Here is a 24,230-nt window from a genome sequence, read left to right on the forward strand (position 1 = left end):
CTAAAAATAAATACTGAAAAAAGCCCGATAGACGTTTGCTGTTAACCGGTACAGCGGTTCAGCACCCGCTTCAGCCCCAGCAACGGTAACGTTACGAAAATTATGGTAATTGAAGCGGATATGGTCCCATTCCAGATTTAACTCCGGCTTGGCTGCCGGCCACCATGACCAGCTGGCAAAGCGGTAACTGGCACCAACGCCGATACTCAGGTTATTAAACTCACTTAACTCTTTATCTCTGGCCATAAAATTCTGCTGATCAGCAAATTCAAATAAGTCAGCGTAAAATGACGCCTGACCTTGCTGATACCAGCGCACGTGGCTGTCCAGTATCCAGCGCTCACCCAGCGGATGAACATATTCAAGTTCGGCATCAAAAGCTCTGATATCCCAGCTGTCCTGATAATGACGCAGCGATGCCGTTAACGCTGCCCGGTAAGGCAGATAAAACTTATTTACCAGCCCCAGGGCAAAGCTGTTACGGGTATTGGGGTAGCGCTCAAACTGATAACCGTAGCCCAGCTCCGACAACGGGTCGCGAAAACGGACACTGCGATAAGGATTATTCAGAAAGCCCTGTTCCATATCCACTTCGGCATTCAGTGCACTGATCCAACGGGTGGTCAGTACTTGCGTTACCCCAAGGCTGTAACTGTAACGGCGCAACTGCTCACTGAAACTTTCATCGCCATTTCGGCCAATCTCGTCATCGCCCAGAGCGGCATTCAGACTTAAAGTGGTCATGCCACCAAACGTATCGTGGGCCACGCCCAGCGAAACCGATTTGGCGTTGTAGTCGTCTTCATCGCTTTGCGCATAATTAAGCGACAAAATACTGTTGCCGGTCAGGTAATCAACACCAAGCCGGCTTTCTATCCGGGTTTCACTGTAAGCAGAGGCGGTGGCCAGCACATCAATTGAGGCACCGGAAACGGTATCAACATAATAGAAACCAGAAACAGAAACCTGCTGACCAATTTTGCTGCGCAGCATCAGTGCCGGGCCGTCAATTGACACCCCACCGCCCTGATAACTGTGCTGCATCAGATCTATCCGGTTGTCTGGCAATACCGCAGCAAACAATGAGCCGCTGAACAGCAAAGCTGATACTGCAATGAGCTTAGCGTTAGTTACAGCCACAACCGCCTCCGCCACTGCCATCAGCGCCTTTGGCCGCTTCCCGCGAGTCGCGCACATGGGCACTGTGCTGAATAGCAACCGGATGACGGCCAAACGCCATTATCGGATCAGCGAGTTCGGCCCGCTCATAGGGTTTTACCCAGGGTTCTATGCTGGCGCAGCCAGCCAGGCTGAATAACATCAGCATGGCTGTCAGTAGCTTAGTTGCGCAGCAGGGTTTTAATATCATTTTCATATTTCTGCTCGTAACCAGGCTTATAGCCGCGATGCACACTGTGCACGTTACCATCTTTATTAATGATCACGGTGGTAGGCATTGCCTGCACCTGATAGCTTTCTGAGACACTATTTTCAGTATCAAACAAGATAGGAAACTCAACCCGGGTCTTGCTCAGATATTTCTGGGCTGCACTACTGTCTGCTTCGACATTTACCCCCCAGATCTGTACCCCAAGTGGCTGGTACTTGCTGGCAAGTTTATCCAGCGCCGGCATCTCCTGCAGACACGGACCACACCAACTGGCCCAGAAGTTCAGGACAATGATGTCACCCCGTTGCTCCGCCAGCCGCAAATTTACACCCGATAATGCTTTAAGGGTGAAATCAGGTGCGGTTGCCCGTGAGTCAGCTTTGACACCCAGGGCACTTAATGACAGCACAGTTAACAACAAACTTAATAACAGTGGTTTCATACAACTTTCCCGTTTATTAAAAATAGACTGCAAGGCCCAGCGCCATACTCAGGTTATGGGTCGTTTTGTTTTCCGCCAAAATCGTGGTTTCAAACACGTAGTCTGTAACCACCAAATCCAGTGCTGCCCAGTCGGTCAGGTACAACCTGAACTGACTGCCAAACTTAAAGGCAAAAACGGTGTCACCGGCAAAATCAACGTTGCCGGCGCCGCCAAACACTGACCAGCCAGTATTAATTGCATAATCACGGCCCAGGTATACCTGGCCAGGCAGCAGCACATACCCCAGCTCAGCGCCATAATAGTGCCATTGCCGCTCATCGTCCGTTAACAGCGGCGCCGCGCCGCTCAGCCGCTCATATGAAGTCAGGCCGGCTTTTGCCATGGCATATTCAGCACTGATATAAAAATCTTCATTAATATGATAACTGAGCTGCAACGCCGCCAGGCCACTGGTGCCGAAATCCTCAATTGCCAGGGCGCCGCCACGCAGGCCAACCGCAAAGTTCTCGGTGTCCAGTCTGGCCGGTATCACCTCTGACTGAGTAATATCCGGCTCAATCCGGCTGTTACTGTCACTGTTCTGACGGGCAACAGCGGTTGAGCTAATCACCAGTAAAACACTGGCTAGAACGCCAGGCGCAATCCAATTAACCATGTATTCGTCTCTTCATTTACATCGCGGTCGGTACTGACCAGCGATCTGCGATAGCGCAGGTTAGCCTGAACCCGCCGGGTAAGCGGATAATTTAATCCCAGCTCCATAGTGGCCAGCGGGCTGCTGCGCTCCGGCGTCTGCACCAGTACTGTTCTTGGCCGGGTCAGCAGCACCCCGCCACCCAACGCAAGATAAGGCGACAGCCGCCATTGCGGCCATGGGCTGATACTCAGTTGCAATAAATATTGCTGACTGCTGGCTTGCTGACCACTGCCCTGGCCCGCACTCAGCTCCAGTGCCACAACATCTGAAAACAGGTAACTACCACTTAGCTGGTAATAACTGGTGCCAGCAAAGTCACCGGCAGCCAATCCAAGTTGCCAGCTTGCCGGCGTACTTTCTGCCAGCCATAAGTCGGCAACACTTTGCGCTGCGCCAACCGGGTTCAGATGCACCAAATCTGAGGCGGCCAACCATAACTGCTGCTGCCGGTATTGCACTTTCACCCAGGCCGTTCGCTGCTTTAACAATTGCAGACTGTCGTTTTTCAGGGCAACCTGGACCACCGGGTAACCGCGACCAGGCCCGGTTCGAAGATCAACAAAATCTTTCTGAACAATAACCTGCTGTCCGTCCACCGCATTTTGCTGGGCCAGAGCAGGCGTAACCAGCAATACCAAAAGCAAACCGAACCAACGCATCTAATCAAACTCCACGGAAAAAGGTGAGTTATAATACTGTGCTCCCATGTCCAGCCACTGGCTGATTAATCGCAATTCAGTCGCTGACAAATAGCCCTGATGGCTGCCGCCTTGCCTGAACAGATCGAAAAAGCGCTGACTGCCCAGCGCACTGCCTGCCCGCATACTTGCCGGTACAGGTACCGCGACCATCACTGGTATCGGGTTACCGTTCTCATCGAGAATAAGGTTGCCGTCGCCATCCCGTAAAAACACCGGGTTGCCTGCACCATCCACTTGCTGCACCAGGCGATCGACCAGTACACCGCCTATTACTTCCTGTTCATTGTCATTAGTAAGGAGTTCACGGTAGCTGGTCATATGCTCTGGCTGCAGGTCAGATGCCTGTTCGGTCAGTTCCAGCTGCGCCGCCGGTACTATGGTGGCGGCAGCTGCATCGGTTCGGCTATGACAACTGACACAGGTGTTGTCGCGAACGAGTTCATTGGTTACCGGGTCGAACTGGCGCCGGTCCAGCTGCCACAATGGCTGAATATGGGTCGGATAATCAATTCGCAGACGACAGGCCGCCTGCCAGCTGGTATAACAATCAAGGCCTACCGGATTAGTGGTTGCAAGCGCTGCAAACTGATTCAGTTCAGCCGGATCAGGCTGGCGTAACGCCGGATCAGTCCAGATATCTTCAAATTCCAAATCCGCTGTTAAGGTTTGTTCGCCCAGTAAACGGGCCATGGTTTGGGCCATCGTCTCGCCGGCATTTGGCGGTAGCAACGGATTAGCATTGGTAAAAGACCCCATGGCGCTGGCAGGCCCGGGGTTAATGGTTGGCCACTCGCCACTTAACCTGCCATGGGGCCGGGTATTACTGGGTGTGTGGCAGCCATTGCAGCTAAGGGTTTCGCCAGCCGCCAGGGTTATCCATTGCTGGTGCTGTGCTGACACAGCCTGGCCATCAGCATTCAGTAAACTCAATGCCAGCGGCACATTAGCCGGCACTTTCACCCGCACTGAACCATCTGGCTGCACCGGGGTAATACCTACTAGCTCGCGCATTAATTGCCGCCGGTTTACCCCAAACGCAAAATTCGGTACTTCGCGCAGCTCTTCAGGCGGGATCGGTACCCCTCTGATCAGGCTCAGGTAGCGGACCGGACGCTGACTGGCGCTGGTTTGCATCGGATCTGCTAACTGACTAATTGGCCGCACAGGCTCGCCGCCGATATCGTAAACACTGCGAATATCCAGAATCGCTTCGCCTGCCCCGGCCAGCGCAGGGTCGGCCTCGGGGTTTGCAGGCAAAAATGCCGGTCGCGGATAGTCCTGCAGCACCACAGCTTCGCTTAATAATTGCTGCTCAGTCCCCAGCTTAACCGGTATCTGAGTTTGCTTTGCCAGATCAAATAACCATAAGCCAAACCTGGGCTCGGCCAGCGGATACTCTGTCGGATCAGCAACCAGGGTGCAACTTGTCAGCTGTTCATCAACAACAACCTGACAGGGTGCCCAGCTAACCAGAAACCGTTCAGAGCCATCCTGTAACGCAAAGACATTCTGCACCAGCCCCGCTGGCTCGGGTCGGCTGGAGTTATCAAAATTCCACGGCAGCAATGGTGTCTGCGCCGGCAAATTCAGCACTTCCTGATACAGCGGTTGCTCATTGTCGCTGGCCAGCGATAACGCAATTTGCACTGGCATTACATTCAAAGCCTGTTGCTGTCTGCTCTGTAATAACGCCGCAACACTGTCATTTGCCAGCAACAGGGGTTTTGTAAATTCGACCTGGCTGTTAGCCGGTCCGGTCTGATGGGAGTGCCAGCCGTAAACTAACTGATTAGCAGATCCGTCCGGGCGCATCTGATACCAGTTAAACATATTCCGATCACTCTGGTTATCCCAGCGGCTATACAAAATATGACCATCAGGCCTGACAACCGGATACAGATCGTGGCTAAGGTTAAAACTGATTTGTTCAATCTCAGTGCCATCGGCATTCATTACATGCAAATTAAACGCCGGCCCCTGCAAATCTTCATGTAAACCACTGTATTGTGGTTTAAATTCATCGAGGAGAATTTGCCGGGCTTTTTGCTGCCGGCTGGAACTGAATACAATCCGGCCATCGGCCAGAAAAGCCGGACTAATATCATGCCCTTGCTCGGCGCGTAGCGGGTCGCTAATGACCGGCTCTACCGTATCGGTACTGCGGCTGTATCGCCAGATACTCCATTTGGGCTGCAACTCTTCCGGCACATCCGCCAGTTCAGGCGGTCGCAACGCGAAAAGCAGGGTATCGCCGTCTGGTGACACCACTAAATCTTTAACATCGTATAGCATACCGGCAAAGCGTTCCGTCAGCAGCTCGCGTTCAGCCGACTGGGCAAACGCATTTTGCTTAAGCATAAGCCGCGCACCGGGATTAAACTGCTCTGGTGTCGTCAGCGTGATTTGATAAGGTTCACCCTGTTCATCCAGCAATGGCCTGGCGACATAGGCTAGTGGGTATTCCTGAGCTACCGGGTCGTTAGGTTCATCCTGGACACTGATGTCGGCATCGCAACCCAGCAGACTCAGTATGCCGGCCAGCAACAGTAAGGTGTGTTTAATCATTATGAGCAGTACCCGCCACCGACAGCGATGACAACAATATTAATTACATAAATGTTAATTGGTAAATGTTAACAAATTAAGTGTTTTAGTAAATTCAGGCGTACCAGATTACCGGTCGCTATATGGCAGGGCAAGACAAAATTTTCCGGTTCAGCAAACGGTTCAGATTGTTGTTGCGGTTATATCAACACCGTTTTACCGGCGGATTTACGCTTTATCCGCTGTCTCAATGATTTAACGTGAAGCATCCATTGCAGCTTTTGCTTACTTGTGCCATTTTCAGCCGGCTGAAAAAGCAGAAAAGCCAGCAAATTTGCTGGCTTTTTTCTAGTACAAAAGTATTACAAGTCATTCTCAAAATCGGCCGGGATGGCCTCTTCAATCACCTTTTCGCCCGGCTTTAACAGCAAACGGCTACGTAATTCTGTTTCAATTTCATCTGCCACTGCCGGGTTTTCGGTCAGAAACTTCATTGCGTTTGCTTTACCCTGGCCAATTTTATTGCCCTGATAGGCATACCAGGCACCTGATTTATCTACCAGCCCCTGGGCTACGCCTAAATCAATCAGCTCGCCATTTTTATTGATACCGGCACCATACTGAATAATAAACTCAGCTTGTTTAAACGGTGGTGCCACTTTGTTCTTCACAACTTTTACCCGGGTTTCATTACCGGTAATTTCATCGCCTTCTTTTACCGAGCCAATCCGGCGGATATCCAGTCGCACTGACGCATAAAACTTCAGAGCATTACCACCGGTAGTCGTTTCCGGGTTACCAAACATCACGCCGATTTTCATCCGGATCTGGTTAATAAAAATACATAAGGTGTTAGAGCGCTTAATATTACCGGTAAGCTTACGCAGCGCCTGTGACATTAACCGGGCCTGCAAGCCCATGTGGCTGTCACCCATGTCACCTTCAATTTCCGCTTTAGGCGTTAACGCTGCTACTGAGTCGACGACTACGATATCTACTGCGGCCGAGCGCACCAGCATGTCACAGATTTCCAGCGCCTGTTCACCAGTATCCGGTTGTGATACCAGCAAATCTTCTACTTTTACGCCCAGCTTTTTGGCATAAACCGGATCCAGCGCGTGTTCAGCGTCAATAAAAGCACAGGTTTTACCGGCTTTTTGTGCTTCAGCAATAACCTGCAACGTTAGTGTGGTTTTACCTGATGACTCAGGGCCATAAATTTCGACAATCCGGCCGTACGGCAAGCCGCCTATACCAAGGGCAATATCCAGACCCAGTGAGCCGGTTGATACTGAGGCAATATCCAGCGCCGTGCTGTCACCCAGGCGCATAATAGAACCTTTACCAAACTGACGCTCGATTTGAGTCAGGGCGGCGCCCAGGGCTTTTTGCTTATTGTCGTCCATTGTTCACTCCAGAAAATTCGGCTTGCATAAATACTGTATGCTCGTACAGTAGTCTAGTTTGGCAAGGCTGTCAATAATAAGATGCTGTGGCTAAGCGCATAATCAATCGCTTGCTGGCGTACCTGTTCGCGGTTGCCGTTAAACTGCTGCAACTGGCTGCTAAGCTGGCCATTGAGCCAGAAACTAAACCAGACAGTGCCTACCGGCTTAGCGGATGAACCGCCAGAGGGCCCGGCAATGCCAGATACCGCTATTGCCAACTGGGCATTCGCAGCCGCAGCCGCGCCAGTGGCCATTTCTTTAACCGTTTCATCGCTTACCGCGCCAAATTGTAATAAAGTGGCACTGCGCACTCCGAGCAGCTGCTGTTTTGCTTTGTTGCTGTAGGTAACAAAACTGCGGTCCAGATAGGCAGAGCTGCCGGCAATAGCGGTTAAGTAATAAGCAATGCCGCCGCCGGTGCAGGATTCAGCAGTGGTGACGAACCATTTTTTCCGTGATAATAACGCACCAAGCTCGGCAGCCAGCTGCAGAGTATCAGTTGCAGGTACCATAGCCAATCCAACAGGGAAAACAGAGTTACATTATGCCGTCAGACCAGAAACCGGAGCAAGCCCTAAGCAGTCACACCCCAATGATGCAGCAATATCTGGCACTGAAAAGTGAACATCCGTCGATATTACTGTTTTACCGGATGGGTGATTTTTACGAATTGTTTTTTGATGATGCAAAGAAGGCGGCGGCGCTGCTGGATATTTCGCTGACCAAACGGGGCCAGAGCGCCGGCCAGCCAATCCCGATGGCCGGGGTGCCCTACCATGCCGTTGAAGGCTATCTTGCCAGGCTGGTGCAACTGGGTGAATCGGTGGCAATATGTGAGCAAATTGGTGATCCGGCAACCAGCAAAGGCCCGGTAGAGCGCAAAGTTGTACGGATTGTCACCCCCGGTACTGTTACGGACGAAGCGTTACTAAATGAGCGCCAGGACAATTTACTCTGCGCTGTTTATGAGCAGCGCGGCCGGTATGGCCTGGCCCAGCTGGACTTAAGCGCCGGCCGTTTTCTGATTAACCAGGTAGCCAACAGCAGCGATTTAGCGGCATTACTGCAACGGCTTAATCCGGCTGAAATCCTTTACCCGGAATTGTTCAGCAGTGAGCAGCTGTGCGAGCATCGCAAAGGCGCCCGCCGCAGGCCTGAGTGGGAGTTTGAACTGGCCACCGCCAAGCGCCTGTTATGCCAGCAATTTGGTACCAAAGACTTACTCAGCTTTGGCGTGGATGACGCGCCGGTTGCGCTGATGGCTGCCGGTTGTCTGATGCAATACGTAAAAGATACCCAACGCGCCAGCCTGCCGCATATCCGCGCGATCGCGCTGGAGCGGGCTGACGATTATATTGTGCTCGATGCTGCCACAAGGCGGAATTTAGAGCTGACCCAGAACCTCAGTGGCGGTTATGACAATACCCTGGCCTCGGTGCTGGATACAAACCAGACCGCAATGGGCTCGCGCTTACTGAAACGCTGGATCCATGCGCCGCTGCGTAATCAGGCCGATGTTAATGCCAGGCTGGACGCCGTGCAGGAACTGACCGACGATGTCGAAACGTTACAACCGGTTTTAAAGAATATCGGCGATATTGAACGGGTTATTGCCCGCCTTGCCTTGCGCAGCGCGCGGCCGCGGGATTTTGCCAGACTACGTCAGGCACTGGCGCAGCTGCCGGCCCTGCAGCAGGACTTAAGCTTCGCCAGTACCAGCTTACTGCAACGGATCGGCCGCGACAGCCAGCCACTGCCAGAATTACAACAGCTGTTAACCGAGGCGATTGTAGAAGCGCCGCCGGTATTGATCCGTGATGGCGGCGTGATTGCTGATGGCTATAACAGCGAGTTAGATCACTGGCGGGCGCTGGCAACCGGCGCCACTGACTATTTACAGCAGCTGGAATTGCGCGAACGTGAACGCACCGGTATTGCCTCACTGAAAGTTGGCTTTAACCGGGTACACGGATATTACATTGAAACCGGCCGCAGCAGTGACACCAGGGTACCGCCGGAGTATGTCCGCCGCCAGACCCTGAAAAACAATGAGCGCTACATTATACCTGAACTAAAAGAGTATGAAGATAAAGTGCTAGGCAGCCAGAGCCAGGCACTGGCGCTGGAAAAACAACTGTACGAGCAATTATTTGAACAGGTAAGCCCGTTTTTAAGCCAGTTGCAGCAACTGGCTCAGGCTCTGGCAGAACTGGATGTGCTTTGCACCTTTGCCGAGCGCGCGGTGAGCCTTCACTACTGCCGGCCTGTACTGCGCAGCGACAGTGGGATTGAATTAACACAAGGCCGCCATCCGGTGGTGGAACAGGTGTTGAGTGAACCCTTTATTGCTAACCCGTTAAGCCTGAATGCCAGCCGGCGGATGCTGATGGTTACCGGGCCGAACATGGGCGGTAAATCAACCTATATGCGCCAGACAGCACTGATTGCGTTAATGGCGTATATCGGTTGTTTTGTTCCAGCCGAAAAAGCCAGCCTGGGGCCGGTTGACCGGATTTTCACCCGGATTGGTGCCTCTGATGATCTGGCCTCGGGTCGCTCAACCTTTATGGTGGAAATGAGTGAAACAGCAACCATTTTGCACCACGCCACCGAGCATAGCCTGGTATTGATGGATGAGATTGGCCGTGGCACCAGTACTTATGATGGCTTAAGTCTGGCCTGGGCCTGTGCCGATTACCTGGCAAGCAAAATTAAAGCCCTGACCCTGTTCGCCACCCACTACTTTGAACTAACCGAACTGGCCGATACCCTGGATGGCGTAGTCAATGTGCATCTGGATGCGGTAGAGCACGGTGATGATATTGTATTTATGCACCATGTACAGGACGGTGCAGCCAGTAAAAGCTTTGGCTTACAGGTCGCCCAGCTGGCCGGGGTACCTAAGGCGGTGATTAATCAAGCCAAACAAAAGCTCAGCCAGTTAGAGCAGCAAGGCCGGGCCCAGCTAAACGTAACAGCTGCCAGCCACGTGCACAACCAACGCGAAGCCGGGGTTCAGCAACAACTCCACTTAATGCCAGCCGAACATCCGTTACTAAAGCAGCTGGCAGCCATTAACCCGGATGAGCTCAGTGCCCGCCAGGCCCTGGACTTACTGTACCAACTTAGCCGGGATGCGAAGGACGCTGAATGATACTAAAAGATTTAAGTCTATCGGCTGTTGTAGCTGGTTTTGTTGCGGTACTGGTTGGTTTTGCCAGCTCGGTAGCTATTGTGTTTCAGGCCGCCTGCGCCGCCGGTGCCAGCAACGAGGTGATGGCTTCGTGGCTATTAGCGCTGGGTATTGGTATGGCAGCCACCTGTATTGGGTTGTCGTGGTATTACAAAGCTCCGGTTATCACGGCCTGGTCAACCCCTGGCGCCGCCTTACTGGCGACCAGCTTGCAGGGGCTGAGTATTGAGCAGGCTACCGGCGTGTTTATCTTCACCGCAGTGCTGGGGCTTTTCATTGGCATTAGCGGCTGGTTTGAAAAGCTGACAAAGCTTATTCCGCTGCCTCTGGCCAGTGCCATGCTGGCCGGTATTTTACTGCAGTTTGGTTTTGCTATTTTCAGCTCTATGCAAAGCCAGTGGCTGCTGGTCGGCAGCATGTGTCTGGTGTATTTAATCGCCAAGGTGTATTTACCCCGCTACGCCATTTTACTGGTGCTGTTAAGCGGTATTATTACCGTAGTGTTGGGTGGCAGCCTCGATTTATCGGCGGTAACCCTTAGCCTGGCACAGCCGGTGTGGGTTACCCCGGAGTTTTCAGTCAGTGCCTTAATTGGCGTCGGCTTACCGCTGTTGCTGGTAACCATGGCCTCACAAAATATCCCTGGTGTTGCGGTACTAAGAGCAAGTGGTTATAACACGCCGGTGTCACCGCTGATTAGCAGCACGGCGCTCAGTACTTTGCTGCTGGCCCCCTGGGGCGCCTTTTCAATTAACCTGGCGGCAATTACTGCGGCCATTTGTACCGGCACTGAGGCGCACCCAGAGCCACAAAAACGCTATATTGCCGGTATTGCTGCCGGAGTCTGCTATTTGCTGGCCGGGTTGGCCGGTGCCACCGTTGTGGCTCTTTTCGCCGCCTTCCCAATAGAAATGGTGGCCGCGCTGGCCGGCCTGGCGTTGATCAGCACTATCGCTGCGAACCTGGCCACCGCTACCAGCGAGCCAAAATACCGCGATGCGGCGGTCATTACCTTGCTGGTTACAGCATCTGGCGCCAGCTTTTTTGATCTCGCCTCGGCATTCTGGGGTTTAATTGCCGGCGCAGTAACGGTATTGATCCAAAAACGAGAAAGCGCCAGCTAATGCCGGCGCTGGCTGACGGCAGTTAATTAACGCAGTGGGTTAGCATGAGCAGCGCCACGGAATATCGCGTTAATGTATAGTAAGTGCATCCCGTCAACGTAGGCACGGAAATTAGGCTCCTGGGTAAAGCTGATCACTTGTCCTCTGCCTACTTCCTGCACCATCACTAATGGTTTATTGGCAATTTGCTGCCGGTTTTCATCCCAGACAAAGCCGCCAGCCAGCAGCTGCTCTGCCGGCGCGAACCTGACCACATTGCGGCCGTCAGCGATGGTCAGTGGCTGATACACCTGATTACCTACATACAGGCTATTAACAGATGCTGGCACACCGGCCGTCAGCCAGTGCTGCTGGTCCACCTCAGCCCGGGCAATAAAGCCGGGCACCCAGTCCGGATCAGCTTTTTCCGGCACCAGCCACTGCTGATACTCTTGTGGAGTTTTGATAATGCTACCGGCAACTTTGCTGTCAGTTTCTGCTTTTTTCGCGTCGCCTTCACGCACTTTATATTCCCGCTTGCTGCTTAACAACGGGCTATCGCCTGCCAGCAACATATCGGTAGCATTGCCCAGTGTTATCAGTACCCCGCCGCGCTCAACAAAGCTACGCAGGTTAGCCAGGCCTCTGCTACCCAATGCTTGCTGATAACTGCCGCGGCTGCTGGCCGGCACCACCAATACCTGATAATGACTTAGATCTGCCCCGGTTAACTGCGCCGGTCGGATAGCCGTTACCGGATAGTTCAGGTTGCGTTCCACAATAAAACGGGCACTGCCAGCGCTCAGCGGATTGGCCGGCTCGTCCCACAACATGGCAATGTTCGGCTTATGCAGGGTTTTAACGTTAAAAGAGCCAAAATTGGGGCCATCAGTTACCCAGCTGCTGTTTATACCGGTTACTGCGGCGCCGCTTAATGTCGCAAGTTGCTGCATCTGCTCAGCCAGTTGCGGCCCGTTATCGGCTTTGCTGATAATCAGGCTACCTGAAGGATACTGCTTACCGTTCTGATGGGTAAACGGCAAATCGCTGCTCTTCACTTTTAAGCCCTGCTGTAATGCCGCACTGACAAACCTGGCCGCTGCCATATCACCCCACGGCACTATATAGCCAAATTCGGCCTGCAGATTAGTGACGCTACCCGCCAGCACCCGTTCACTGCTGACAACTGTGCTGGCGACACTCACCGCGCGGTTACAGCTGTCGACCGGCAGGTTATACATCAGTGGTAATGACCAGGCCGTCACATCATATATCTGATCTGGCAGATTATTGGCCCGCCGCTGCTCCTGTTTAGCGATAAAGTCTTTGTCCATTGGCACGGTGTCATCCAGCAGCGTGCGAATTAAATGGTAGGTTGGCTGGGCGGTGTTGATAACATAACTGCCCGCCTGATAGCTCTGACCACAGGCTTTAAACGCCTCGTTTGCCTTAGCCACAGTAATGCCGTGCTCAGTTAAAATTGCGCTGAGTTTGGTATGGCCGGCACTGTCACGCTCCGCCGGAAAAATAAAACTACGCACCGCCCCGGAGCTGCCTTGCTTAATGGCGTCTTTGCGATACTGATAAAAATTTTTCAGTAATTGGGGCGCCCGCTGACTGGCAGTTTCAATGGTGGCCATAAAGGCGACAAAATTACGCTGCACACCATCGGCAAAAGTTAATATTTCGCCGTCGGCCTTACGATAGTTGTGGCCACGGGCCGATGCCATCTCATAAGTCATGGCAATACTGCCATGATACAAAGGCCAGCTGGCACCATAACCCGGGTAAAACGCATCAAATATTTCCCGGGTAAAATAGTCGTAACCAAATTTGTCAAACCAACGGGCATTGTTTTCACCCAGCCACTGCAGACTCTGGCGCTGGTTGGCCTGAATGTGGGGGTTATACGGCTCAGCCTCCGGGCTGAAGTAATAGCCCATATCGCCGCCCATTTCGTGCGAGTCGACAAACACCAGCGGATACACCTGCTGCAGCGCCTTTACCCGGCCGCGGGTTTCCGGTTGGGTCAACGAAATCCAGTCACGGTTCATATCAAATAAATAGTGATTGGTGCGGCCATTCGGCCATGGCTCATTGTGTTCAGCCGACAGGCGGTCAGCCGAATGGGCGAGGCCAACCGTGGCATAATAACGGCTGACAAAACGATTGTGGCCATCCGGGTTTTGCAGCGGGTCAATATACACCAGGGTATTTGCAAGCAGCTTAGCCGTTTGCGGGCTTTGATCGGCCAGCAAATGATAGGCCAGCGCCATCGAAGATTCCGCCGGGCTTATTTCATTGCCGTGCAAACTGTTGGCTATCCAGACACTGGCTGGCAGCTGCTCAATCAATTGTTCGGCCTGCCCGTCGCTGATGTTTTGCGGGTTTGCCAGTTGTTGCATTTGCTGCTGAATATCAGGTAGCTGACTAATATGCTGCTCGCTGCCTATTACCACATAAAACAGTGGCCGGCCCTGCCAGCTTTGGGCATAGGGTACCAGCTTTATCCGCTTAGGGTGTGCTGCCGCCAGCTGCTCGAAATATTGTTTTATCGCCGCTGGCTCAGAGATCCGGCTGCCCAGTGGATAACCCAGTATTTGTTCAACAGATGCCACACTGTTGCTGTAATCGCTGTTTGGGAACACAGGCACGGCCTGGCTGGGCAAGGCTGACAAACTTAATGCAGCAGTCAGTGCGGAAACTTTTAGTATCGACATGAAAAACCCTGTTTTAATATTACGGTATGCTAATAACCTTACGCTAAGCGGGCCTGCAAAAAGATGCAACCGTTGCAGCGGCCAGTTGCGACCAGCAGGTTGCCTGATAAGGCGGTTGTCAGCCATTGCCAGCAGGGTTAGTGACACAAAAAAAGGCGCCTGAGCGCCCGTTTTTCCTGATTACCCGGTTTAATATCAACTTACTCCTGAAACAGGGTTTCAATATTCAAACCCTGATGGGTAACAATTTCCTTTAAACGGCGCAGCGCTTCGACCTGAATTTGCCTGACCCGCTCGCGGGTTAAGCCAATTTCGTGGCCAACATCTTCCAGGGTAGAAGGCTCGTAACCTAATAAACCGAAGCGGCGGGCTAACACTTCACGCTGTTTCGGGTTCAGCTCGTCAAGCCACAACACCAGATGCTGACGGATATCTTCATCCTGTAACTCGCCTTCCGGTCCCTGTTCTTTTTCATCGGCAATAACATCCAGCAACTGCTTTTCAGAGGCGCCGGCAACGGGCATATCAACTGATGTTATTTTCTCATTCAATTTTAGCATTTTGCGCACTTCGGCTACTGGCCTGTCAAGTGCTGCCGCAATTTCTTCCGGAGTAGGTTCATGATCAAGCTTTTGCGATAATTCGCGGGCTGCCCGCAAATAGATATTCAGTTCTTTAACCACATGAATAGGCAACCGGATGGTGCGGGTCTGATTCATAATGGCACGTTCAATTGTCTGGCGGATCCACCAGGTGGCATAAGTAGAAAACCTGAAGCCACGCTCAGGGTCAAACTTTTCTACCGCCCGGATTAAGCCAAGGTTTCCCTCTTCAATTAAATCCAGCAGCGCTAAACCGCGGTTAATATAACGACGGGCAATTTTAACCACTAACCGCAGGTTACTTTCAATCATTCTCTTGCGGGCGGCGGCGTCACCTTTAAGTGACAACCGGGAAAAATACACCTCTTCTTCAGCGCTTAACAGCGGTGAAAAACCAATTTCTCCCAAATAGATTTGGGTGGCGTCCATCGACTTCTGACTATCGTCTTTGGCAAACACTTCGTCAGCAATAATTTCTTCACCGGCCAGGTCGCTGACATCCGGCTCCATTTCTTCGTCGAGCGTGGCGACATCCTCCGCCAGCTCGTCATCTTTCAAATCAACATCTGACTCTACAACGTCATCACTTTTAAGTCCCATATCCTTTCTCCCACGTCTGCCGGGTATCGGGCCTGACTCAGCTACCTTCCTGCCTTCGTGCTTGTGTAAAAATGCCAACCTTGCTGGTTGATCTCGTTGTCACTGTAATTCTTTGTTTTGGCCTTAATTATCACCATGGCATCAGATTGCTAGGGCAAATATCGCAACGGGTCAACTGACTTACCCCGGAAACGTATTTCAAAATGCAACCGGCTGTCCGTTGCATCGGTACTGCCCATTTCTGCAATCTGCTGGCCGGCCCTGACCTGTTGCCGCTCCGCAACTAAAATTCGTTTGTTATGGGCGTAAGCACTTAAATAATCGTCATTGTGTTTAATGATAATCAGGTTGCCATAGCCGCGTAAGGCACTTCCGGCGTATACCACCTGACCATCGGCGGCGGCATTTATTCTGCTGCCTTCCTGCCCGGCGATATCCACGCCTTTGTTGCCATGCTCGCTGGCTGAAAAACGCGAAACTATTTTACCTTTCACCGGCCAGCGCCATTGCACCTTGTTTCCAACTGAGGTATTATTCGCGGTTTTTTTGTCTTCAGCTGCGGGTACTGTCTGAACATAACGTGTTTGATTTGACGACGCAACAGGTTTAGTGGCATTTGCTGAACTATTTGATTTTGCTTGTTTTGAATTGGTCGTTGCTGTTTTCGCCGTGCCGGTTGCTTTACTGACTTGTCCAGGCTGTGGCCTGGCGCTGGTATTAGTTGCCGATTTGCTGGTTGGCTGTGATTTTTTCGCTGCAACCTGCCCCGTAGAAGAAGCGACCAGCTGCAAAACTTGCCCGGGGTAAATAATATAGGGGCTTTTTATATTGTTGCGACTGGCCAGGGTGCGGACATCTAACCCGGCCCGAAATGCAATAGAGTAAAGAGTATCACCGCGTTGCACCACATACTGACTGGCTGCCAGACTACCGCGGTTTCGTTCCCGGTAAGGGTTTTCTCTCAGTTCCAGGGTCGTTACCGGTGCCGGGCCTGAACTTGAGGTGCACGCAGCAAGTACCATCAATAACATGGTTAGCAATACTGCATTTAACGCCAGCCCGGTTATCCGATTAATATGCCACTCCTTATCTTGCCAGTCGTTTTACCCGTTACCCTGGCTACTGCCGCTAAACAAGCGTTCTAAGTTAAGTAACAGGGTCATCATTACAATACCGGCCACCACTGCAACCACTGCCGGCAGAATGTCGGCGTTTGCTACCTGCTGCTGATAGTGCCAGGGGCTAATCATTTGCTGGTTATGCTGCCAGGGCCAGATCCGGTAAAGCGCGCCAACCACCACCCCGGTTAACAGCGCTAGCGCAGCATCATGAAAATGCTGCAGCAACCAGTTTAAAAACCGTGAAAAACACAATAAACCAACAATACAACCTGTGGCAAACAACGCGATTACCCCAAGCTGCAGCTCTGTTACTGCCAGCATCACCGGACCATACATACCCAGGATAAGCAAAATAAAGCTACCTGAAATGCCCGGTAGAATCATCGCACAAATAGCAACAGCACCAGCCAGAAAAAACATGTAAGCCGCAGGCTCCAGCTGCACGGGTGCCAACATGCCAATAAATACGGCAAACATTATCCCAACCAGAAACAACAATGCCCGCAGCGCGGTCCAGCTGACACTACGCAATAACACCGGTAACGACGCCAGAATTAACCCATTAAAAAAAGCCCATAGTGGCACCGGCCGGTGTACCAGCAGATAACTGATAACATTGGCAAGGGAGAAAACACTGAGTAAAATGCCAGCGAATAAACACAACAGAAAGGTGCCGTCGATATGCAGCCATAACGCCCTGAAACGCCCTTGTAACAGCAGTTTTACTGCAGCCATATTGACTGAACTAATCGCTGCCAGCAAACGCTCGTAAATTCCCAGAATAAACGCCAGCGTACCACCTGACACCCCTGGCACCACATCAGCGGCACCCATTGCCAGGCCTTTAATTATCCATTGCAGGTATGTTTTTATCATCCGTTTTAAGGCTCCGGCCTGTTTACCCTAATGCACCTGGCACCAGCGGCACAAACCGCACGGCTTCAATGTCCTGACTGCTGAACGTGTCAGCATTACGCTGATATACCCGCAACACTTGCTCTTTGGCACCAACCGGAATAACCAGCCGGCCGCCATCCGTTAACTGCTGCAGCAAGGCTGCCGGTACTTCAGCTGCCGCCGCGGTGACAATAATACTGTCAAAAGGGGCTTTGCTGGGCCAGCCAAGCCAGCCATCACCATGTTTCATTGATACGTTATGTAAATCAAGTTGCTGTAGCCGGCGTTTAGCCTGAAATTGCAGAGCTTTTATTCTTTCCACCGAGCATACGTGGCTGAATAAATGTGCCAGGATAGCGGTCTGATAGCCCGAGCCGGTGCCAATTTCCAGTAGCTTGCCCGGCGCTTTATCCTGCAGCAACAGCTGAGTCATCCGCGCAACTATGTAGGGCTGAGAAATCGTCTGGCCCTGACCAATTGGCAGTGCAGTATTTTCATAGGCTTTATGGGCCAGCACAGCTTCTACAAATAAATGCCGGGGCACTTGCGATACCGCCTGCAATACCGCGTTATCGCTGATCCCTTCACTACGTAACTTCTGTGCTAATACCGCTGCACTGCGGGCTGTTGCTACTGCCATAATTACAACCTGATCCCCGCTAACCACTGTTCTAATGTATCCATACTTTTATACGCTGACATATCGACATGCAGCGGCGTAATTGACGCATAGCCATTCGCAATTGCGTAAAAATCGGTACCCTCGCCGGCATCCAGCTCAGGCCCTAACGAACCATACCAGTATATTTTCCTGCCCCATGGGTCAGTATCACTGCTCATGGTTTCCGCTTTATGTCGTCGGCCAAGCCGGGTAACCATAATGCCTTTTAATTCACTCAGGGCAATAGCAGGCACATTGATATTTAAAATCTGATCGGCCGGCAGCGGGTGCGACTTAAGCTTTTTTATCACTTCTACTGTGACATGGGCTGCGGTTGCAAAGTGTGCTTCTTCCCTGCCAGCGAGCGATACCGCAATCGCCGGCAACCCCAGATGACGCCCCTCGGTAGCTGCTGCAACGGTACCCGAATACAACACATCATCACCGAGGTTAGCACCATGATTAATGCCAGCGACAACCAGATCTGGCGTATGGTCCAGCAATTGGCTTATTGCCAGATGCACACAATCGGTCGGCGTGCCATTAACGGCAATAAAACCGTTATCGAGCGTTTGGGTACGCAGCGGATTAAGTAACGTTAACGAATTGCTGGCACCACTGCAATTGCGGTCGGGGCCAACCGTAATAACATCTGCTATCTGGCTCAGGGCCTGCTGCAAAACCTGGATGCCTTTGGCGTATACGCCGTCATCATTGCTGAGTAAAATTCGCATAGCGACTCCGTATTGTTACTCTAATTCGCTCAGTGGCCGGCTGCCATCCCGGTAGCAGGCTAATTCTCGCAGCACACTGGTTGCAAAACAACCCGCTGGCAAGGCAAAACTTAAGGTCACTCTGTTGGCTGTTGTTACCGCATTCAGCTGCTGTGGCTGCAGGCGGATACTGCGCCGGGCCCCTTGCAACCGGTACTCATTAAGGCCTTCACACCACTGCCGGTGGGGTAGCAGTGCCTGGTGCTCCAGTGCTGCCGCCTGCAGGCTTACCTGTGCCCCCTCTATCCCGACTAACGGCGCAGTCGGGTGCACGTCACCGGCAAGCAGGCGCTGCTGCAAGGTACTGTCAGCGGTTTCTACCTGAAAAATTGAGCCGCTGCCATCCAGTTGCAGAATATCACCGTCCAGCACCTGATTAAATAAGCCGCGGGCTATCCGTTCAGATAACACCGTATTAAATAAATAAGAGCGACTGGCCGACAATGCCAGGCCGCGGATCTGGCGGTCGGCTATTTTTTCGCCGGCAAACAAACTGTCGGCCAAAGCCAGGTTTGCACCTGCCCGGCCAAAGCGCTGCTCACCATAATAATTTGGCACGCCGTTTTGAATCAGTTGCAGCCGTTTTATTAACTCCTTTGGCTCGCTGACATCTGTCAGCGTTAACTGAAAATGGTTGGCTTTTAATGCCCCCAGCCGCAGTTTGCGGTAATGCCGTACCACCTGCAAAATGCGGCTGTCTTCAATTTGCCATTGCTGCCAGCCCAGCTCTTGCTTAATTGGCCACTTAAAGCAAAACCACTGCCGGGTCAGGGCATGACGGTCTTTTAAACCGGCATAACTGATATCACGCATCCGCAAGCCGGTAAGCCTGGCCAGCTGGCGGGCAATATACTGGGTGTTCTGACCCCGCTTTTCAATTTGCAGCAACACATGCTCGCCACTGCCACTTGGCGTAAAGTTCAGCTGTTCGTCAACAATAAAATCTTCTGGTGTACCGCGAATTGTGGCAGTAATTTCAGGTTTGCCATACAAATAATGCCATTGTGGTAAGCCGGGGTTTGCCGCACTCATTGCGGCTTAACCAGTAAGACAACCGCTTCGGCGGCAATGCCTTCCTTGCGACCAACAAAGCCCAGTTGTTCGGTGGTAGTCGCCTTAACATTAATCTGGCTGATGTCTGCCGCTAAGTCAGTTGCCAGATGCTGACGCATGCTACTGATATGGGGCGCCATTTTCGGCGCCTGTGCCATAATAGTCACATCCAGGTTATTCAGCTGATAACCAGCTTTGCTGACATCGGCAAATACTTTGCGTAATAAAAACCGGCTATCAATTCCTTTATAAGCCGGGTCGTTATCCGGAAAGTGATGGCCAATATCACCCAGCGCCAGTGCGCCTAACAAGGCATCAGCAACAGCGTGCAGCACCACATCGCCATCAGAGTGCGCCACTAAACCCAACGGGTACTCAATTTTAACACCCGCCAGGGTGACCGGGCCGGGCCCGCCAAATGCATGGACATCAAAGCCATGGCCTATCCGAAAATTCATCTGCCTGTCTGCTCCAGATGTTGCTGCTCAAGACGTTGTTGATCAAGAAAATAGGCCGCCAGTGCTAAATCAGCCGGCCGGGTAATTTTAATATTGTCTGCCTGCCCCTCTACCAGCAGCACCTGCTGGCCGGCCCACTCCATTGCCGATGCTTCATCGGTAACATTAACGCCTGCTGCCAGCGCATCGGCCAGGGCCTGACAAAGTTGCCTGGTTGGAAAAAACTGCGGGGTAAGGGCATGCCATAGCTGCTCCCGATCGACGGTACCTGCAACCTGAACCGCAGCCGTTGTTGCCTTTCCGCGCTTCATCGTATCGCGCACCGGGCTGGCCAGAATGCCGCCATACCCTGCTTGCAAACAGCTATCAATTAATAATGTGATATCAGCATCGCGGATCAGGGGCCTGGCGGCATCATGCACTAATACCCAGGGGTAAGCTGTTGCGTCTATCTGCTGCAGGGCATTTAATACCGAGTGCGCCCGCTCGCTGCCACCGTCAACCCGTTTTACCGCGCTATCGCTCAGTGGTGAAGAGTTAAGTGACGACGAGGAAAAATAAGGATCGACCTTATCCAGCGCCAACCAGAGCGCAGCAACCTGATGGTGACCAAGAATGCGGCCGACACTGTGTTCGAGAATAGTTTTGCCGTGCAGGGTTAAATACTGTTTAGGAATAGCTGCCTGCATTCGTTTACCAACGCCGGCGGCGGGGATAACAGCGGCAATTGCCGGCTTGGGCCGGGCCATCAGGGGTTGTCCTTTGCCGGAACCTGCTGCGAGTCAGTTTGCACTATCCGGAAAAACACTTCGTCTTCAGCGATTAAACCAAGCTCGTTGCGTGCCCGCTCTTCAATCGCCTCCAATCCCTGCTGCAAGTCGGTTACGTCGGCCATCAGCATCCGGTTGCGTTTTTGCAATTCCTGATTGCTGGCTCGCTGGGTGGCGATCTCATCCAGCCGCTGCAGGTAGTCGGTCACACTATACTGACCAAACCACAAACGGTATTGCAGCAGGCAAAACAGGATCAGCAGTATTCCAATAAGCGGTCGCATAGGCCAGGGTCTGTTACTAACATGACGATATTATGCTGGCTTGCAACCGCGCTGCAAAGCCTTAATTGTCGCACCAGCACGAAAAATTTGGTGATTTATGGTGTTTTACGCTCAACGCTGGCCTGGTATGGCCTGGCAAAGTTCTGCCAGTTTAAACGACTGGTTAACAATAATTCCCGCAAACTCAATACCCTGGGAGCCTTTTTCTCATTGTTTAACCACTGATGACCACAGCTGGCGGCAGTAATGATGGCTTTATTTGGCTTTAACAAAAACATACTGGCATTGTCGTTTTGCAGAGGCGTGCCATTAAAACTGAACCAGCCATGCTCGTTGCAGTGTAAGCGCTCACCAACAGCGTCAACCTCGTCGACACTGTCCAGTACAATTTTCTCCAGGGTCAGCTGTTCAATATACACCGGCACAATTAAGCCAGGCCTGGCTGCTTTCTGGTAAAAATTAGCAATCGGATCAGCCTGCTGTTTGCGCGCCGGGCAGCGGCCCAGTTGCTTGTGAAACCAGGAAGCATTCTGACTGTCCAGCTGTAGCTCGCTGCGGTAAGTCACGATATTAGCCGCGGCCCGGCGGATATAAAAAGGCAGCGCCGCCAGCCGCTTTTGCAACAACGGCAGTTGATCCTGACTCATTTTTGCCAGGCGCAGCAGCTCGCGCTCATACAAAGCATTACAAAGCTCGGTATAAGTCTGGTTATCGCTGGATACCTGCCAGAAATGTGGCTGGTTGCTCAGGGGCTCAATCATTCGCTGATGTTAGCCAATCGGCCGGCGCTTGTAAAAGTAAAAAGTGGCAGCAAACAGATAAAAAATGCTAGTTTAACGCTTTACAATGCAACAGCGATAACCGATGAACCGACGACAATTTATAAAAGCCAGTGTCCTGACACCGATAGCGCTTATTTTAACCAGCAAGCTGGTGGCAACGCTGCGACCTTATCCGCTGGCTGATATTCTGGTACAGCTGAAAGCCCTGCCGCCAGAGCGCTTAACCAGCAGTGGCAGCTGGAATGTCAGTCAGATATTGCAACACTGCAGCCAAAGTATCCGTTATTCCATTTATGGTTATCCAGAAGCCCGCTCGCCATTATTCCAGTACACGATTGGCAAGCTGGCTGTTAACGCTTTTGCCGCAACCGGTAAACTGCATCACCCGCTGGATGAAGCCATTCCAGGCGCACCGGCGCTGGAGCCGGCCCTGCCTAACGACGTGGCACTGCGGGAACTGATTTACACGGTACAGCAGTTTATGGACTGGCAAGGGGCGATGCAGCCGCATTTTGCCTTTGGCAGCCTGACCAAAGCTCAGTATTACAGCGTGCATTACCTGCACCTGCAAAGCCATTTAAATGAAATCAGCATCAGCTGATGCTGTCGCCAGCAAAAAACAATAAAGCCACCTTGAGGTGGCTTTATTAATTCAAGCACTACATAGCAACAAGCTGTTATTACTGACCTTTAATTTCGCTGCGGCCTTTGTATGGTGCTTTGCTGCCCAACTCCTGCTCGATACGCAGTAACTGGTTATATTTCGCAACCCGATCCGAGCGGCACAGCGAACCGGTTTTAATCTGGCCGGCGGCGGTGCCTACTGCTAAATCAGCAATAAAGGCATCTTCTGTTTCGCCACTGCGGTGCGAGATAACGGCAGTAAAGCCAGCATCTTTAGCCATTTTAATCGCGGCCAGGGTTTCGGTTAACGAACCAATCTGGTTAAACTTAATCAGGATAGAGTTACCAATGCCCTGCTCAATACCGCGGCTTAGAATTTTGGTGTTGGTAACGAATAAATCGTCACCGACCAGCTGTACCTTGCTGCCAATTTTATTGGTCAAATCCTGCCAGCCGTCCCAGTCGCTTTCGTCCAGGCCATCTTCAATCGATACTATTGGGTAGCGCTGGGTTAAGCCGGCCAGGTAGTCGTTAAAGCCAAATGAATCAAAGCTCTTGTTCTCGCCACCTAACACATATTTACCGTCTTTATAAAACTCAGTCGCCGCACAGTCCAGCGCTAACGTGACATCTTTATCCATTTCATAGCCAGCGGCTTTTACCGCTTCAACAATTACCGTCAGCGCTTCTTCGTTTGACTTTAAATCCGGCGCAAAGCCACCTTCATCGCCTACTGCCGTATTCAGGCCGCGCTTTTGCAGCTCTTTTTTCAGGCTGTGGAAAATCTCGGCACCCATTCTAAGCGCTTCAGCAAAGGTTTTAGCGCCAACCGGCTGTACCATAAATTCCTGAATATCGACGTTGTTATCGGCATGCTCGCCACCGTTGATGATATTCATCATTGGTACCGGCATGCTATACACGCCAGGCGTACCATTTAACTCGGCAATGTGCTGGTACAACGGGATTTTTTTATCGGCAGCGGCAGCGCGGGCCACCGCCAGAGACACCGCCAGTATTGCATTGGCGCCCAGTTTGCTTTTGGTTTCGGTACCGTCCAGATCAATCATGATCTGGTCAATTTCAGCTTGCTGGTAGGCATTTTTGCCTTTTAGTGCATTCTGAATAGCGCCATCAATATTGGCGACCGCTTTGGTGACGCCTTTGCCCAGGTAACGGCTTTTATCACCGTCGCGCAGCTCTAATGCTTCACGCGAACCGGTAGAGGCCCCTGACGGCGCACAGCCGCGGCCCATGGCGCCGCTGGCCAGATACACATCGGCTTCTACTGTTGGGTTACCGCGTGAGTCCATAATTTCACGGGCAATAATTTTTACTATCTCAGACATGCTATCAATCCCCTG

At 52.0% G+C, this 24,230-nt stretch carries 23 protein-coding genes; 3 read left to right on the top strand and 20 right to left on the bottom strand.

Translation table 11 applies throughout. The features are described from left to right. The 8 genes from KQY15_RS04350 to KQY15_RS04385 all read right to left on the bottom strand — a co-directional run bounded on the left by KQY15_RS04350 (window position 1) and on the right by KQY15_RS04385 (window position 7,737). Window positions 1-1,140: a DUF3570 domain-containing protein gene (locus KQY15_RS04350; protein ID WP_308160222.1), complete on the bottom strand. Its 1,140-nt coding sequence runs from the start codon at window positions 1,138-1,140 to the stop codon at window positions 1-3. Continuing rightward, window positions 1,127-1,375 carry a DUF4266 domain-containing protein gene (locus tag KQY15_RS04355; RefSeq protein WP_217667518.1) on the bottom strand — a complete coding sequence of 83 codons (249 nt, stop codon included), beginning with the start codon at window positions 1,373-1,375 and terminating at the stop codon, window positions 1,127-1,129. The genes KQY15_RS04350 and KQY15_RS04355 overlap by 14 nt, the downstream gene beginning before the upstream one ends. Further along, window positions 1,341-1,832: a TlpA family protein disulfide reductase gene (locus KQY15_RS04360; protein ID WP_217667520.1), complete on the bottom strand. Its 492-nt coding sequence runs from the start codon at window positions 1,830-1,832 to the stop codon at window positions 1,341-1,343. The genes KQY15_RS04355 and KQY15_RS04360 overlap by 35 nt, the downstream gene beginning before the upstream one ends. Before the next feature lie 16 nt (window positions 1,833-1,848). Then, window positions 1,849-2,490, bottom strand: coding sequence for an outer membrane beta-barrel domain-containing protein (locus KQY15_RS04365; RefSeq protein ID WP_217667522.1), 642 nt, complete (start codon window positions 2,488-2,490; stop codon window positions 1,849-1,851). After that, window positions 2,460-3,191, bottom strand: coding sequence for an SH3 domain-containing protein (locus KQY15_RS04370; protein ID WP_217667524.1), 732 nt, complete (start codon window positions 3,189-3,191; stop codon window positions 2,460-2,462). Before KQY15_RS04370 ends, KQY15_RS04365 begins: the two co-directional genes overlap by 31 nt. Further along, window positions 3,192-5,798: an HzsA-related protein gene (locus KQY15_RS04375; RefSeq protein WP_217667526.1), complete on the bottom strand. Its 2,607-nt coding sequence runs from the start codon at window positions 5,796-5,798 to the stop codon at window positions 3,192-3,194. A gap of 341 nt (window positions 5,799-6,139) precedes the next feature. Next, complete coding sequence (gene recA / locus KQY15_RS04380) at window positions 6,140-7,183, bottom strand: recombinase RecA (protein ID WP_217667528.1); 1,044 nt, start codon at window positions 7,181-7,183, stop codon at window positions 6,140-6,142. 53 nt (window positions 7,184-7,236) lie between these two features. Beyond that, complete coding sequence (locus tag KQY15_RS04385) at window positions 7,237-7,737, bottom strand: nicotinamide-nucleotide amidohydrolase family protein (RefSeq protein ID WP_217667530.1); 501 nt, start codon at window positions 7,735-7,737, stop codon at window positions 7,237-7,239. A gap of 32 nt (window positions 7,738-7,769) precedes the next feature. Here KQY15_RS04385 and mutS point away from each other — a divergent pair, with 32 nt between their 5' ends. Further along, window positions 7,770-10,379, top strand: coding sequence for a DNA mismatch repair protein MutS (mutS, locus tag KQY15_RS04390; RefSeq protein ID WP_217667532.1), 2,610 nt, complete (start codon window positions 7,770-7,772; stop codon window positions 10,377-10,379). Next, window positions 10,376-11,542 (top strand): benzoate/H(+) symporter BenE family transporter, encoded by a 1,167-nt coding sequence (locus tag KQY15_RS04395; protein WP_217667534.1) that lies wholly within the window; start codon window positions 10,376-10,378, stop codon window positions 11,540-11,542. The genes mutS and KQY15_RS04395 overlap by 4 nt, the downstream gene beginning before the upstream one ends. 26 nt (window positions 11,543-11,568) lie before the next feature. On the opposite strand, the gene KQY15_RS04400 is transcribed toward KQY15_RS04395, so the two are convergent. From KQY15_RS04400 to KQY15_RS04450, 11 genes are all read right to left on the bottom strand, one after another. Further along, entirely contained in the window at window positions 11,569-14,388 is a 2,820-nt protein-coding gene (locus KQY15_RS04400) for a M14 family metallopeptidase (RefSeq protein WP_308160223.1), read from the bottom strand. Window positions 14,389-14,441: 53 nt separating this feature from the next. Beyond that, on the bottom strand, window positions 14,442-15,443 hold the full coding sequence (gene rpoS, locus KQY15_RS04405; protein ID WP_217667536.1) for an RNA polymerase sigma factor RpoS: 1,002 nt from the start codon (window positions 15,441-15,443) through the stop codon (window positions 14,442-14,444). 149 nt (window positions 15,444-15,592) lie between these two features. Continuing rightward, window positions 15,593-16,474, bottom strand: a complete 882-nt coding sequence (locus tag KQY15_RS04410; protein WP_217667538.1) for a peptidoglycan DD-metalloendopeptidase family protein — start codon at window positions 16,472-16,474, stop codon at window positions 15,593-15,595. Between the two features lie 72 nt (window positions 16,475-16,546). Then, complete coding sequence (locus KQY15_RS04415) at window positions 16,547-17,440, bottom strand: DUF368 domain-containing protein (protein ID WP_254795404.1); 894 nt, start codon at window positions 17,438-17,440, stop codon at window positions 16,547-16,549. Window positions 17,441-17,462: 22 nt separating this feature from the next. After that, window positions 17,463-18,101 (bottom strand): protein-L-isoaspartate(D-aspartate) O-methyltransferase, encoded by a 639-nt coding sequence (locus KQY15_RS04420; RefSeq protein ID WP_217667540.1) that lies wholly within the window; start codon window positions 18,099-18,101, stop codon window positions 17,463-17,465. Window positions 18,102-18,103: 2 nt separating this feature from the next. After that, a complete protein-coding gene (gene surE / locus KQY15_RS04425) occupies window positions 18,104-18,856 on the bottom strand; it encodes a 5'/3'-nucleotidase SurE (protein ID WP_217667542.1) in 753 nt (250 codons plus the stop codon). 15 nt (window positions 18,857-18,871) lie between these two features. Next, complete coding sequence (gene truD, locus KQY15_RS04430; protein ID WP_217667544.1) at window positions 18,872-19,927, bottom strand: tRNA pseudouridine(13) synthase TruD; 1,056 nt, start codon at window positions 19,925-19,927, stop codon at window positions 18,872-18,874. Then, entirely contained in the window at window positions 19,924-20,406 is a 483-nt protein-coding gene (gene ispF, locus KQY15_RS04435; protein WP_217667546.1) for a 2-C-methyl-D-erythritol 2,4-cyclodiphosphate synthase, read from the bottom strand. The genes truD and ispF overlap by 4 nt, the downstream gene beginning before the upstream one ends. Further along, window positions 20,403-21,155, bottom strand: coding sequence for a 2-C-methyl-D-erythritol 4-phosphate cytidylyltransferase (gene ispD / locus KQY15_RS04440; protein ID WP_217667548.1), 753 nt, complete (start codon window positions 21,153-21,155; stop codon window positions 20,403-20,405). The genes ispF and ispD overlap by 4 nt, the downstream gene beginning before the upstream one ends. After that, on the bottom strand, window positions 21,155-21,460 hold the full coding sequence (ftsB, locus tag KQY15_RS04445; protein ID WP_217667550.1) for a cell division protein FtsB: 306 nt from the start codon (window positions 21,458-21,460) through the stop codon (window positions 21,155-21,157). Before ftsB ends, ispD begins: the two co-directional genes overlap by 1 nt. 95 nt (window positions 21,461-21,555) lie before the next feature. Next, on the bottom strand, window positions 21,556-22,221 hold the full coding sequence (locus tag KQY15_RS04450) for a hypothetical protein (protein WP_217667552.1): 666 nt from the start codon (window positions 22,219-22,221) through the stop codon (window positions 21,556-21,558). Between the two features lie 103 nt (window positions 22,222-22,324). Here KQY15_RS04450 and KQY15_RS04455 point away from each other — a divergent pair, with 103 nt between their 5' ends. Further along, entirely contained in the window at window positions 22,325-22,843 is a 519-nt protein-coding gene (locus KQY15_RS04455) for a DUF1569 domain-containing protein (RefSeq protein ID WP_217667554.1), read from the top strand. A gap of 79 nt (window positions 22,844-22,922) precedes the next feature. On the opposite strand, the gene eno is transcribed toward KQY15_RS04455, so the two are convergent. After that, complete coding sequence (gene eno / locus KQY15_RS04460; protein WP_217667556.1) at window positions 22,923-24,215, bottom strand: phosphopyruvate hydratase; 1,293 nt, start codon at window positions 24,213-24,215, stop codon at window positions 22,923-22,925. Window positions 24,216-24,230 lie beyond the last annotated feature (15 nt).

Origin of the sequence: Arsukibacterium indicum (assembly GCF_019100565.1) — a bacterium.
Taxonomy (GTDB): Bacteria; Pseudomonadota; Gammaproteobacteria; order Enterobacterales; family Alteromonadaceae; genus Alishewanella; species Alishewanella indicum.